Origin of the sequence: Pantoea trifolii (assembly GCF_024506435.1) — a bacterium.
In the GTDB taxonomy this organism is placed as follows: domain Bacteria; phylum Pseudomonadota; class Gammaproteobacteria; order Enterobacterales; family Enterobacteriaceae; genus Pantoea; species Pantoea trifolii.
On record NZ_JANIET010000002.1, the window covers coordinates 61,602 to 74,240 of the forward strand.

Sequence of the window (12,639 nt, forward strand, 5' to 3'; positions counted from 1 at the left end):
GAGCTCGCGCGATGATAACCAACCTGTTTCGCGATTTTCCCGCCGCCGCACAGAACGGCAGCGCAGAGACGTTCGAAGCGCTGCTAACGCAGCCCAATCTACACATCGAACGCATCGTTTCCACCGGGCAAGCCAGTCCACCGGATTTCTGGTACTGCCAGACGCAAGGTGAATGGGTGATAATTTTACAGGGATCGGCAGGATTGCAGCTGGAAGGGGAAGCGCAGGAGCGTCATTTGCAGGTTGGCGATTTTGTGGAGATTCCCGCAGGCTGCCGCCATCGCGTCAACTGGACGGACAGCAGCGGCCCAACGGTGTGGCTCGCGGTGCATTACGGCGCGATTCCGCCTGATTTGGCCTAAGGTCGCTTGCCGACGCTGTGCGTCAGCGTGGTCCAGCGCCGCGCCTGCTCGCTCAGGCTAAAGCCAAGGCCGTGACGATCGGAAATCAGCATGCGGCCATCGCGCAGTTCCAGCTGCTCATTGAACAGCGGATTGAGCCATTCGAAGTGCTCCAGCCAGGGTTCAATCGGGTAGGTTGCCGCCAGGTGAATGTGGATCTCCATCGCGAAATGCGGTGCCAGTTTGCGGCCATGCCGCGCTGCCAGATCCATGATCTTCAGGAAAGGCGTGATGCCGCCAACGCGCGGCGCGTCGGGCTGCACGACGTCGCTAGCATTACCCAGAATCAGCTGTTCATGCTCGCGGAAGCTGGTGAGCATTTCCCCGGTGGCGATGGGCGTATCCAGCGCGGCAGTCAGCGCGGCGTGGCCCTCGACATCGTAAGCATCCAGCGGCTCCTCAATCCACACCAGATTAAACTGCTCCATCTTGCGGCCCATGCGGATCGCCGTTTCGCGATCCCATTGCTGATTGGCGTCAACCATCAGCGGGAAATCATCACCCAGCGTTTGGCGCACCGCGGTTAATCGACGCAGATCTTCAGCGGTGTTGGGCTGACCGACCTTAAGCTTGATGCCGCCAATGCCACTTTCGCGTGAAATCGCCACGTTTTTGATCACCTGATCGAGAGGCGTGTGCAGGAATCCGCCGGAGGTGTTGTAGCACTGCACAGAATCGCGATGTGCACCCAACAGCTTAGCCAGCGGCAGCCTGGCGCGACGCGCTTTCATATCCCACAGCGCGATATCAAACGGCGAAATCGCCTGCACTGCCATGCCGCTGCGGCCGACTGACGCGCCTGCCCACAGCAGTTTGGTGTAGATCTTGTCGATATCATTAGGATCTTCACCCAGCAGCGCGTCAGCAATTTCACAGGCATGCGCATAAATGCCCTGACCGCCGGCGCGTTTTGAATAGCTAAAGCCGATGCCTTGATAGCCATCGCGCGTTTCAATTTCCGCAACGATTATTGCCACTTCGGTTAATGGCTTTTGACGTCCGGTCAGTACTTTGGCATCGCTGACCGGCGTTGCCAGCGGCAAAAATGCCAGCGACAAATGGATCCACACAATACGATCGCCGCTGTCCGTGGCGTTGCCTGTAGCCTGCGTTTTGGCGTAGCTCACGGCGTTAGAATTCACACTCGACATGATGTTCTCCGGTAAATGATTGCGATAACATTTTTGGTCCGCATTGCACTATGTGCCAGGAGTTAGGTTTAGTTATGTCTTGATGATCACACTTTTACCATTCTGCAATAATAATGATAGCGCTAACATTTTGCGTTAAGCTGTTGTCGCGTCTCACCAGACTGCTATGCTAGCGGCATCTGCATGAACCGTGAGCTGCCATGAAACCAACCAAACTGGTGCGCAAAGGCGCGCCAACGCTGGAAGATGTTGCCCGCGTCGCGGGGATTTCGCCGATGACGGTCAGCCGGGCGTTAAATTCGCCGCAGCAGGTGCGGCTGGCGACGGTAGCCAAAGTGAAAGCTGCCATCAGCGCCACCGGCTATATTCCTAACGCCCAGGCCGGCAGCCTGGCGAGCAATCGCAGCCGCTTAATCGCGGTGGTAGTGCCGCAAATTAATAACAATATGTTCGTTGATACCATTCAGACGCTGAATGACACGCTCAGCGCGCACGGCTATCACATGCTGTTGTGCGTCACCGGCTATGAGACTGAAACCGAGGCAGAAACCGTGGCGACGCTGTTGTCGCGGCGTCCGGATGGCATCGTGCTGACCGGCATTCATCACAGCAGCCAGTTGAAAAAAGTGTTGTTGCAGGCCGAAGTGCCGGTGGTGGAGATCTGGGACATGACGCCAACACCGATCGACATGCTGGTGGGTTTTTCCCACGAAAAGGTCGGCGCGCGTGTGGCAGCGTACCTCGCAGAACGCGGTTATCAGCGACCAGGTTTGATTTGGACCGATGACCGCCGCGCGCTGCAGCGCAAGCAGGGATTACTCGATGCGTTAGCCGCTCAAGGCATTTCACCGCAAGTGGATGCGCCGATAGCGCTGCCAGCTCTAATGCAGCGCGGGCGCGAAGCCTGCGCTCAACTGCTGGATGCGCATCATGATGTCGATGTGCTGGTGTGCAGTTCCGATACCTTAGCACAAGGCGCATTAATGGAAGCGCAGGCACGCGGAATAGATGTGCCAAATCGGCTGGCGGTGATTGGTTTTGGCGATCTGGATTTTGCTGCTGCTAATTTCCCCGCTATCTCGACGGTGCGCGTTGATCGGCATCACATGGGACAATTAGCGGCTGAACAACTGCTGAACCGGCTGCGAGGCAATGCTGTTGAACATCCCATTATCGATCTTGGTTTTGAGATGGTGCCACGCGATTCCGGTTAGCGAAATCTGAAGTGAGAAGCTCATCACATGCGAAAAATATCTTCCATGTTATAAAATATGGAAAATTTATTTCAAATTGAGAGGTTCCTATCATGTCATCGCTGCCGTCCCTTGAAACCTTGCTACAGCAGGAAGCTGAGCATCGTTTACCGCAGTTTGATTTCGATTTAGCGTGGCAAATCGGCCAAAGCATCCAGCAGCGAGCCCGTGAAGACAATGCGCCTGTGGCTATCGAAGTCTATGCGTTTGGACAGGTGCTGTTTCTGACTGCGTTGCCAGGATCCGCCCCAGAAAATCTGGAATGGATGCGTCGCAAGCGCAATACCGTGCTGCTGACCGGCCATTCTTCGATGTATGTGGGGCTTTTTAACGAGCAGAAAGGCGAGCGTATGGCGCAGCAGGCTTATACTCGCCAGGAAGATTACACCGATCACGGTGGCTCTTTCCCGCTGCTTACTGCTCAAGGCGCGATCATCGGCGCAGTCACCATCAGTGGTTTACCCTCCGAAGACGATCATGCGTTGGCGTTGTGGGGGATTGCCCAACTGCTGCGTTGAGTCTGGTCGAATAAAGAACGCCGGAAATCAAAAAATGGCCTCCGGCGTATTAATTCTCAAAATAACAGCGTTGCTGAGCCAACGCCGCACGCTTTGGCGTATCGCGCGATAGTATCCAGGCTGGCAGAGGTGATGTTTTTTTCCATGCGCGAAACGGTTGGCGGTTTTACTCCCATTCGCTCAGCTACCTGAGCGCTGGTTAAACCCGCATTTTGACGCCACTGTTTGAGTAGCGATTGCATCCGCGATTTACGCTCCTCAGCTTCCCATGCTGCACGATATTCGGGATCTTGCAGCATCTCTTCATGAATTTGATTATGAGTTTTATATTTCATTCTGCATTTCCTCCAGCCTTCGTAGGGCTTTCTCTATTTCTGATGATGGTATTTTTTGACTCTTCTTAATGAAAATACGCAGCATGTAAATTTTCTGTCCTCGCTGATACACCCAAAGTCCGCGTGAGATATCGCTACCAGACGTTCTAATCTCATACAGCCCATTTCCCAATGGTTTGGTATGAGGTTCACGGAGACTACATGGATCGGTTTGCAGTCGATTGACGAGTTTTACAAACTTCACGCGAATGATTGGCGGTAATGACCTAAGTTCATCCTCAGCTGCTTCATGGTAGATAACCTCGAACACTGGCAGGGCCTCCGTGCGATAATTCTAACGATGATTCGTTATTAGCTCAACAGCTAATATTAGCCTTTGAGCTAATGATTCATGCTTAATCGAACGGAATTTTAAAAGTATTCAAAAAACAAAAACGCCCGATGCGATCAACACATCGGGCGTTTTAATGCACAACAAACGCTATTTCATTGCCGGGACTTTCAACTTATCCCCTGCGCCGGTGATTTTGCGCAGATCGGCGACCTGGCTGGCCTTCACTTCTGCAGCCTGATTTCCCCACGAATTCCTCACGTAGTTCAGCACATCCGCCATCTCCTGATCGTTAAGTTTCCAGGAGAACGCCGGCATGCCTGCGGATGTGGGGCGACCTTCGGTGTGCGGTGCGCGGGCACCGTCCAGCAGCGAGTGAATCATGTTGGTGGGATCGTTCTGCATTGCGCCATTGCCGGCAAAGGCGGGTACCATGCCGGTGATACCTTCACCCGACAACCCGTGACACGCCGAACAATCCACTTCATAGCGCAGTGCCGCCTGATCGTGACGCGTTTTATCCATCACAAACCCGGCGGATTTCGGCGTGGAAGAGGCCGGTAAGCTGCGCAGATAAGTGGCGATAGCGTGCAAATCGCGATCGTTAAAATACTGCGTCGAGTGCTCAACCGCTTCCGCCATTGGACCCGCCGCCACGCTTTCGCCGTTAGAGCCGGTTTTTAGATAGTCAGCGATCTGTGCATCGCTCCACTTGCCAATGCCAGCGTGAGGATTTGGCGTGATATCCGGCGCGTACCAGCTGCCCAGATTGCCGCCTTGCAGATATTGGCTGCTGATTTCGCCGCCCAATGCGTTGCGCGCGGTGTGACAAACGCTACAGTGCGCCGGACCATCAACGATGTATTTGCCGCGATTCCACTCGTCATTCTGCGCAGTTTGCGGCTTGAACGCGTTGTTATCGAAGAACAACAGGTTCCAGCCCGCCATCGCCAGACGAATGTTATACGGGAAATTCATGCCCGCATTCTCATCGATGGCGTTGTGCACCGGTTTTTGCGCCGAGAAGTAGGCCCAAAGATCGTGCATATCGCCATCGCTCATTTGGGTGTAAGCGGTGTACGGCATCGCGGGATAGAGGAAGCCGTGTTCGCCGCGTCCCTGACGCACCGCGTTGAAGAAATCACGTTCGGTCATGTTACCGATGCCGGTTTCACGATCCGGCGATATGTTCGAGGTTTGCAGCATGCCAAAGGGCGTATCAATTTTGTAGCCGCCCGAGAAGTCCGCATTGTGGCAGGCGGCGCAGTCGGCAAGGCGCATCACGTACTCACCGCGTTTGATGGCGGCATCATCGTTACTGTGGAAATCGGCCAGCTGCACCTTGTCGTCGGCAACGTTGGAGCGCGCGCTGTCTAACACTACCCACAAACTGCCCGACGCCGCGATGCCTGCAATCACCGCCAGTGCGGCGAGCGTGTAGGTCACTTTCTTTGCTTTCGCCATGATTACGCCCCCACCAGCGGTGCCGGATTATGGATGTACTTCTGGTGGATCGCCTGCGCGGCGCGCACCGCCAGCGCACCAATGGTAATGGTGGGGTTATAACCGCCGTTGTTCGGGAAGGCGGATGCGCCGACCACAAACAGGTTGTGCGCATCCCAACTTTGCAGATACGGATTGAGTGCAGAAGTGCTGGGATCGGCGCCCATCACCGCGCCACCAATAGTGTGCGAGCTGTGCTGCTGATACGGATTCCAGCTCTTCTCCGCCTGGTTATCCACCACGATGTGCTGGCCGCCGGTCTCTTTCATGATGTTGATGGCGCGATCGGTGACGTACTTCGCCATGCGCACATCGTTCTGGTTCCAGTCGAACGTGGTGCGGATCAGCGGCTGGCCGTGACGATCTTTGTAGTTGGGATCGAGATCGAGATAGGCTTCGCGCATCGGCATCGAGGTACCCTGGCAGAAGATGGTGCCGGCGGTTTGGTAATCGCGCTTGTAGCCCGCTTTCCACTCGCTGCCCCAGCGTTTGGTGCCCGGACGCAGGCCGTTCATGTTCTGAATCGGACGGCCGTTGGTGGAGAAGCCCATGATGCCCGCGCCGCCGATAAAATCGAGATCGCTGTGGTCGAAGTTATCGCCATTGAAGTCATCAATCTGCACCGCCAATGCGCCGCCGCCGATGAACGGATTCATGTATTCGTTATCAAAGAAGCCGGTGACGCTGGAGCAGGTTTGATAGTTGTAGTTACGGCCAATGGTGCCGCGCCCGGTCAGCGGATTGTATTGCTCGCCCACGCCGGAGAGCAGCATCAGGCGCACGTTATCCATCTGATAAGCGGTGATGCAGACGATATCCGCCGGTTGGAAGCCTTCCACGCCATCCTGAGTAATGAATTTCACACCTTTCACCGTTTTACCGTCGTCATGTTTCACGGCATGCAGCACTTCGGTTTCGGTCAGCAGCGTGAAGTTTGGACGGCGCATCAGCACCGGCAGAATGCAGGCTTGCGGCGATGATTTGGAGAAGTTGCCGCAGCCGTGGAAGTCGCAGAAGCCGCAATACGTACACGGACCCATGCTGACGCCGAGCGGATTCACATAGGCTTGCGACAGGTTACCGGCAGGCACCGTGAACGGGTGATAACCCATATTCTCGGTGGTTTTGCGGTACTTGCTCATCCAGTGCGTATCTTTCAGCGGCGGGGTAGGATAGTCGCGCGAACGCGGGCCTTCGAAGATATTGCCGCCTTTTTGCGGCTGGCCGTTGAGATTGCCCGCGATACCGGAGGTACCCGCAATACGCTCGAAGCGATCGTAGAACGGTGCCATTTCGTCGTAGGTCACGCCCCAATCCTGCAGTTGCAAACCCTGCATCTTCTTCGCGCCGTAGCGTTCACGGGTTTGCTTCGCCACTTCAAAATCCCACGGCGTAAAGCGCCATGACATGCCCGCCCAGTGTGTGCCGGCACCGCCCACGTTCCAGCCAAACTGAAACGCGGACCAGTTACGCACCGGCGCCGCCAGCTGATCGCTGCGGTTGCGGAAGGTGGTGGTTTCCACGCTCATTGGTTGCAGGATTTTGCGGCGCGTGTGGAAACGCAGTTCATCGGCATCAATGGCGACCGGGAAATCGGTCGAGGTATCGCGCCAGGCACCGCGTTCGATGGCGACCACGTTAAGTCCCGCGCGGGTTAGCTCTTCCGCCATCACCGAACCGGCCCAACCTAAGCCGACGATGACCACGTCAGCTTTATTTCTAACTAATGACATTGACTCAGCTCCGGCTATTTAATCGTTAGGAATCAGACTGACGGGAATAAGCGCCAGATTTTCGTTGCGGCGTTCGATATAAGGGCGATAGTCATAGCGTGCGCCAGGAAAACCGATCATTTTCCAGCCCACCATATTTTTATTTCCGCCATAAATCGGATCCGCTAAATAGCTTTCGCGCGCGTTTTGTAGCATTAATTCAAACAGCGCCTGGCTATTCACGTCTTTTCCTAAATCGATCTTGCCGTCTTCCATTGCCGTCAGGAATATATCGATCTGTTCAGCTGATAAGGTATGCAATGAAGCCTGATGCTGTTGCTGCGCCCACTTTTCCAGCGCGGCTAAGCCGGTTAAATAGCGCGCTTTCGGCGGCGTGAGAAATTGCGGGCTGCCCATCAACGCCGCTTCATTTTCCGGATGCAGCGGCGCCTGCAAATAGAGCGCCGCGCCGGAGCCATAATCTCCGGCTAACTGGTTATCGAGGAACTCAATTGCGCCTGCTTCAGTGGCGGATGGACCAAGATCATCGGCGGGGATCAGGCGATCAAAAATAGCGGCCAGATTCTGGCGATCCAGCGGATTAGTGAGCACCTGGTAACCGTCTTGCCATGCGGGTTGCGGCAGGTGATCGGGGCTGAGTTTGGTTTCCAGCGGGACATTGTGCAGCTCTTTCGCCCGCAGTTGCGGCGCGACGGCGAGGGATGCCACAATTCCACTGAGCGAAAAGAGCGCTTCTCTTCGGTTCATACTTCTTATCCCTTAATCTTCAAGACATGAATATTGACAGAGCACGACGTTCAGATATTTCAGACGCAATGACATCGCGCTAAATAGCGCGCAGGCGCTAGCAACGAATCTGCGTTCGTTATTATTTTTTCAGAGGTGGGTTAATATTCGGTCTCCATTTATGGTGACCGTATTCGCGGGAAACCCGTTTATCGGGCGTCCTTTATGTTAATGAATATATTTATTCATATCTTCATAGCAGTGACGGGAAATATCCCACAGATCGTCTTCCCAATTCTGCGGACTTAACAGTTCCGGCGACCAAACGCCGTCGTAGCCGGTTGCTTTCACCGCCGCTACCCAGGCGGCAATATCGACATCGCCTTCGCCCGGCGCATAGTCGCGTTGTACCCACTCATCCCAGGCTTCGCCCGGTTTCGCCGCGCGACCATCGCAGAAATGCACGCCGTAAATCAGATCTTTATCCATGCGCGCCACTTCGGCAGGCGTGGTGCCGCCACCGGCATGCAGGTGCCAGAAATCCACCACCACACCGAGGTTGTCTTTGCCGCTCTGTTTAATCACATCAAGCGCGTGTTGCAGCGAATTGAACGCGGTGAAGGCGACGACTTCAACCTGGAATTTGATGCCGTGCGGTGCGCCGATATCGGCGATGGCGGAGATATTCTCCAGCAGGATGGCATCACGCTCGTTAGCGGAAAGGTGATCGAGTTCGGTCAGCGCCATGATTTGCACTACCGGGCAACGCAATTCTACCGCGGCCTGGCAGATTTTTTCCGCTTCGCGCAGCAGTTCAGCTCGCGCTTGCGGTTCATGTCGACCAATGCGTTTCAGCGCATTGATGCAGGTAATATTGACGCTGTATTTCGCCATCAGATCGCGGTAGGCAGCATAGCTGCCACCGTTTTCCAGATAGCGATACAGGTGTTCTGGCAGGATTTCCAGCCCGCTAAAGCCTGTCTCATGGGCGATGCGTAACTGAGTGACGGCATTGCTGTACCAAACAGACACGCCATGCAACGACAACTTCATCTCTCCTCCTTGTTACCTCACGGCTTCAGGTGAGAGCGTCGAATACGCAATTCTCCCTGAGACCAAACGCCACCCGGAGTGGCACGTTCATCAATCAGCCGGTTCAGGGCTTCAGTGACGATCAAATCAATACGTTGGCTGAAAGTGGTGAGCTGCCAGCCGGGCAAGCTGGCTTCGTCGATGTCATCGAAACCCACCACCGCCATAAATTTGTTGCCTGCACCTTCGCGCAGTGCCGCCAGCGCGCCGAGCGCCAGCACATCGTTTTCGCAAAACAGCGCTTCTACCCGCTGATCGGGCGCGTGCGCGTTGAGATACTCGGTCAACACGTCGTAGCTGCGTTCGCGGGCGTATTCACCGGCGGTGAGCAGCACTTCCAGCGCTAAGCCAGCTTCGTTGAGCGCCAGTTGCAAGCCTTCTAAACGCAGCGTGTGATGGCTGCTGGTGGCCGGTCCCATCATGTAACCGATGCGCGTATAGCCTTGCGCCAGCAGCAGTTCGCCCAGCTGTTTGCCCGCCTGCAATCCATCGACATTGACCACTTCAATGCCGGGTTCGTCGTTGTTACGGCACACCTGCACCAGCGGAATGTGGTGCATTTCACGCGCCACGGCGATCAGTTCATCACTCAGCACCGTGCCGAGAAACAGCATGCCATCGACCTGCAGCTGATCGGCCAGCGACAGCACCGCACGGTAGTTTTCACCGCTACCAATATTCAGCAGCAGCGCCATGTAGCCGCGCTGCTGGAGCTGGCGGGTGACGGTGTCGAGCATCAGCATCGAGTGCGGATTTTTTAGCTCGTCGATCACCACGCCAATAATCTGAGTCTTTTTCTGCGAAAGGCTGCGCGCCAGCAGGTTAGGGCGGTAACCCAGCTCGGTAGCAATAGTGATTACGCGTTCGCGCGCTTTCTCGGAAATGGACGCGCCGGGCGTAAAGGCTCGCGACACCGTCCATTTCGAGACGCCAGCCAGTCTTGCCACATCGCTGGCGGTGGCTTTGTGGGATTTTGCGGTTGGTTTACTCATAGCACCTGCATAGGGGAAATAGCGGAGACCCCCAGCATTGAACGTGAAACCCAACGGAAAATAAACACCTAAGCGCACGCATTTGGTGTAAAGCGCGACAATTAACCCTGTTTTTATGATGTTGCGATTATGTTTGATCTTTGCACCCGATTGCAATGTTTTTTGCAATCGGGTGCATTTCATTCACTTTTTGTGATCGCTTTCGCTGATTTGCACTTTGCCAGATTGACTAAAAAGTCGTCTTCGCCGACATTTTGCTCACCACAAAGCAAGAAACATCATTAAAGGCTCACCTAAGTGGCTCATTTTGCACCCGGTAGCAAAAAGTATAATACTTGAAAAACAATACCCAACATCTTACCTCAACCCATTTTGCACCCGAGTGCAAAATAAACAGGAGTTGTTATGCTCATCGGTGAAAAGAGTATTCCACGCCCACTGCGCTGGGCGATGATCGGCGGCGGTCGTCTCAGCCAGGTTGGTTATAAACACCGTTGTGGTGCGCTGCGTGATAACACGGCGTATCAGATGGTTGCCAGCGCCTTTGATATCGATGCCGAGCGCGGCCGCGATTTCGGCGTCAACTTAGGACTCGATGCGGATCGCTGCTACGCCACTTATCAGCAGCTGCTGGCCGAAGAGGCAAAGCGTGAGGATGGCGTTGAAGTGGTATCTATCGCCACACCAAACGGCACCCATTTCGAGATCACTAAAGCGGCGCTGAATGCCGGTATTCACGTGATTTGTGAAAAGCCACTGTTCTTCACCACTGCCGAAGCGCTGGAAATCAAAGCGCTGGCGGCGGCGAAAGGGCTGATTGTCGGCGTAACTTACGGTTTCTCTGGCCATCCGCTGCTAATGCAGATGCGGGCGATGATCGCCAATGGCGAAATTGGTGATGTGCGCATGGTGGAGCTGCAATACACCCACGGCTTCAGCGCCAATGACAGCGCCGACAAATTCAGCGAAGCGCAAAAATGGCGCGTCGATCCTAAAATTGCCGGTCCGTCGTTTGTACTCGGCGATATCTCTACGCACACCTTCTACATCTCACAGCTGGTGCTGCCAGAGCTGAAAGTGAAATCGCTGCTGTGCGATCGTCAGAGTTTTATTCCGTCGCGTGCGCCGCTGGAAGATAACGCCATGGTGCTGATGCATTACGACAACGGCGCGGTAGGGCGCATGTGGGCCTCATCCATTAACGCCGGTTCGATGGACAGCCAAAGCATTCGTGTGATTGGTTCGCGCGCCAGTCTGGAGTGGAGCGACTACAACCCTGGTGAGCTGAAATATGAAGTGCAGGGCCAGCCGAATCAGATCATGCATCACGGCATGCCGTACCTGCATGAAAGTGCTTTGGCAGATGAACGTCTGGGCGCACTGCATACCGAAGGTCTGGCGGAATCCTGGGCCAACATCTATTTGAAATTTGCCATCGCCATTCACGCCACCCAACAGGGCGACCAAAAAACTCTCGATAACCTGATCTATCCCGATATCAACGCCGGGATTGAAGGTGTGCGCTGGATCGAAAACTGCGTGCGTTCTGCGGACAACGGCGCGAGCTGGGTTAACTACGAATAAGGACTGCCATGAAACTCTCGTTTTGTACCGATAGCCTCGGTCATCTGCCGTTTGAACAGATGCTGGATAAATTGCTGGAACTGGGTGTTTACGGCGTTGAAATGACGACCGGCGGCTGGTCACCGGCACCGCATCTGCGTACCGAAGCGTTGCTGGCGAGTGCCACGCAGCGTCAACAGCTACTCCAGGCGCTGGAGAGTCGCGGCATGTCGATTGCGGCGCTGAACGTGTCGGGTAATCCGCTCGATCCGGGCGAACTGGGCAACAAGCATAAACGCGATACGGAAAACGCGCTGGCGCTGGCCGGTGAATTGGGCGTGAAAAAAATCGTGATGATGAGCGGCCTGCCGCCCGCCAGTTCGCACGACACCACTCCAAACTGGATCACTTACACCGTGAGCTGGCCGGCGACGCTGAAAAACTGCCTCGATTATCAGTGGAATGAAGTGGCAATCCCATACTGGCAAGGGCTGGTGCAGCGCGCTAAAGAGGGCGGCGTGGAGAAGTTTGCGCTGGAGAACTTCAGTTCGATGCTGGTGTGGAATCCGGAAACCTTGTTCCGCCTGCGCGACGCGGTGGGTGATATGGTTGGTCTGAACCTCGATCCCAGCCATCTGCTGTGGATGGGCGCGGACCCGATTGCCGCTGCGCGCGCGCTTGGCCCGGCGATTCATCACTGCCACGGCAAAGATGTGCGTCTGGAGCGCGGGCTGGTGGACATCAACGGTCTGCTGGAAACCAAACCGGTGGAAGATGTCGCCAATCGCGCGTGGAACTATGTTGCCGTCGGTTGCGGCCAGGATCTGCAGTGGTGGAAAGAGTTCTTCTCGGTGGTACGCATGATGGGCTACAACGATTGGGTATCGCTGGAGATGGAAGATCTCACCATGTCGGTGGAAGCGGGCGTGACCTCCTCGATTGCGGCGCTTAAGCAAACCATTAGCCAGTAATGTCAAACCCACGGCGGGCAAGCGCTCGCCGTGTTCTGTACATCGAGCCTTGCCTGCCTGATAATTCGTG

General features: G+C 55.2%; 13 protein-coding genes. 5 read left to right on the forward strand and 8 right to left on the reverse strand.

Features of this window, described 5'->3' with window-relative positions:
* Positions 1–11: 11 nt before the first annotated feature.
* Positions 12–362, forward strand: coding sequence for a cupin domain-containing protein (locus NQH49_RS19675; protein WP_256699095.1), 351 nt, complete (start codon positions 12–14; stop codon positions 360–362).
* Here the strand turns inward: NQH49_RS19675 and NQH49_RS19680 are convergent.
* Complete coding sequence (locus tag NQH49_RS19680) at positions 359–1,555, reverse strand: L-talarate/galactarate dehydratase (RefSeq protein WP_256699167.1); 1,197 nt, start codon at positions 1,553–1,555, stop codon at positions 359–361. The genes NQH49_RS19675 and NQH49_RS19680 overlap by 4 nt on opposite strands.
* A gap of 197 nt (positions 1,556–1,752) precedes the next feature.
* On the opposite strand from NQH49_RS19680, the gene NQH49_RS19685 reads away from it, so the two are divergent.
* Both NQH49_RS19685 and NQH49_RS19690 read left to right on the forward strand, forming a co-directional pair.
* Positions 1,753–2,766 carry a LacI family DNA-binding transcriptional regulator gene (locus NQH49_RS19685; protein ID WP_256699097.1) on the forward strand — a complete coding sequence of 338 codons (1,014 nt, stop codon included), beginning with the start codon at positions 1,753–1,755 and terminating at the stop codon, positions 2,764–2,766.
* A gap of 92 nt (positions 2,767–2,858) precedes the next feature.
* Positions 2,859–3,323, forward strand: a complete 465-nt coding sequence (locus tag NQH49_RS19690) for a heme-degrading domain-containing protein (RefSeq protein ID WP_256699099.1) — start codon at positions 2,859–2,861, stop codon at positions 3,321–3,323.
* A gap of 56 nt (positions 3,324–3,379) precedes the next feature.
* On the opposite strand, the gene NQH49_RS19695 is transcribed toward NQH49_RS19690, so the two are convergent.
* The 7 genes from NQH49_RS19695 to NQH49_RS19725 all read right to left on the reverse strand — a co-directional run bounded on the left by NQH49_RS19695 (position 3,380) and on the right by NQH49_RS19725 (position 10,035).
* Positions 3,380–3,658 (reverse strand): helix-turn-helix domain-containing protein, encoded by a 279-nt coding sequence (locus NQH49_RS19695; RefSeq protein ID WP_256699100.1) that lies wholly within the window; start codon positions 3,656–3,658, stop codon positions 3,380–3,382.
* A complete protein-coding gene (locus NQH49_RS19700; RefSeq protein WP_256699101.1) occupies positions 3,648–3,968 on the reverse strand; it encodes a type II toxin-antitoxin system RelE/ParE family toxin in 321 nt (106 codons plus the stop codon). Before NQH49_RS19700 ends, NQH49_RS19695 begins: the two co-directional genes overlap by 11 nt.
* Positions 3,969–4,139: 171 nt before the next feature.
* Positions 4,140–5,453 (reverse strand): cytochrome c, encoded by a 1,314-nt coding sequence (locus NQH49_RS19705; RefSeq protein WP_256699102.1) that lies wholly within the window; start codon positions 5,451–5,453, stop codon positions 4,140–4,142.
* A gap of 2 nt (positions 5,454–5,455) precedes the next feature.
* The gene (locus NQH49_RS19710; RefSeq protein ID WP_256699103.1) at positions 5,456–7,225 is read right to left on the reverse strand and encodes a GMC family oxidoreductase; all 1,770 of its coding nucleotides are present in this window, start codon (positions 7,223–7,225) and stop codon (positions 5,456–5,458) included.
* An 18-nt stretch (positions 7,226–7,243) separates the two neighbouring features.
* A complete protein-coding gene (locus NQH49_RS19715; RefSeq protein ID WP_256699104.1) occupies positions 7,244–7,972 on the reverse strand; it encodes a gluconate 2-dehydrogenase subunit 3 family protein in 729 nt (242 codons plus the stop codon).
* A 207-nt stretch (positions 7,973–8,179) separates the two neighbouring features.
* Complete coding sequence (locus tag NQH49_RS19720) at positions 8,180–9,004, reverse strand: sugar phosphate isomerase/epimerase family protein (RefSeq protein ID WP_256699105.1); 825 nt, start codon at positions 9,002–9,004, stop codon at positions 8,180–8,182.
* Between the two features lie 17 nt (positions 9,005–9,021).
* Entirely contained in the window at positions 9,022–10,035 is a 1,014-nt protein-coding gene (locus NQH49_RS19725; protein WP_256699107.1) for a LacI family DNA-binding transcriptional regulator, read from the reverse strand.
* A gap of 405 nt (positions 10,036–10,440) precedes the next feature.
* On the opposite strand from NQH49_RS19725, the gene NQH49_RS19730 reads away from it, so the two are divergent.
* Both NQH49_RS19730 and NQH49_RS19735 read left to right on the forward strand, forming a co-directional pair.
* Complete coding sequence (locus NQH49_RS19730; RefSeq protein ID WP_008108027.1) at positions 10,441–11,619, forward strand: Gfo/Idh/MocA family protein; 1,179 nt, start codon at positions 10,441–10,443, stop codon at positions 11,617–11,619.
* Between the two features lie 8 nt (positions 11,620–11,627).
* Positions 11,628–12,569, forward strand: a complete 942-nt coding sequence (locus NQH49_RS19735) for a sugar phosphate isomerase/epimerase family protein (RefSeq protein ID WP_256699108.1) — start codon at positions 11,628–11,630, stop codon at positions 12,567–12,569.
* Positions 12,570–12,639 lie beyond the last annotated feature (70 nt).

What these genes read in the sequence shown, in the direction of transcription:
- NQH49_RS19675 (WP_256699095.1), top strand. Translation starts at nt 12, where the DNA reads ATGATAACCAACCTGTTTCGCGATTTTCCCGCCGCCGCACAGAACGGC.
- NQH49_RS19685 (WP_256699097.1), top strand. Translation starts at nt 1,753, where the DNA reads ATGAAACCAACCAAACTGGTGCGCAAAGGCGCGCCAACGCTGGAAGAT.
- NQH49_RS19690 (WP_256699099.1), top strand. Translation starts at nt 2,859, where the DNA reads ATGTCATCGCTGCCGTCCCTTGAAACCTTGCTACAGCAGGAAGCTGAG.
- NQH49_RS19695 (WP_256699100.1), bottom strand. Translation starts at nt 3,658, where the DNA reads ATGAAATATAAAACTCATAATCAAATTCATGAAGAGATGCTGCAAGAT.
- NQH49_RS19705 (WP_256699102.1), bottom strand. Translation starts at nt 5,453, where the DNA reads ATGGCGAAAGCAAAGAAAGTGACCTACACGCTCGCCGCACTGGCGGTG.
- NQH49_RS19710 (WP_256699103.1), bottom strand. Translation starts at nt 7,225, where the DNA reads ATGTCATTAGTTAGAAATAAAGCTGACGTGGTCATCGTCGGCTTAGGT.
- NQH49_RS19715 (WP_256699104.1), bottom strand. Translation starts at nt 7,972, where the DNA reads ATGAACCGAAGAGAAGCGCTCTTTTCGCTCAGTGGAATTGTGGCATCC.
- NQH49_RS19720 (WP_256699105.1), bottom strand. Translation starts at nt 9,004, where the DNA reads ATGAAGTTGTCGTTGCATGGCGTGTCTGTTTGGTACAGCAATGCCGTC.
- NQH49_RS19725 (WP_256699107.1), bottom strand. Translation starts at nt 10,035, where the DNA reads ATGAGTAAACCAACCGCAAAATCCCACAAAGCCACCGCCAGCGATGTG.
- NQH49_RS19730 (WP_008108027.1), top strand. Translation starts at nt 10,441, where the DNA reads ATGCTCATCGGTGAAAAGAGTATTCCACGCCCACTGCGCTGGGCGATG.
- NQH49_RS19735 (WP_256699108.1), top strand. Translation starts at nt 11,628, where the DNA reads ATGAAACTCTCGTTTTGTACCGATAGCCTCGGTCATCTGCCGTTTGAA.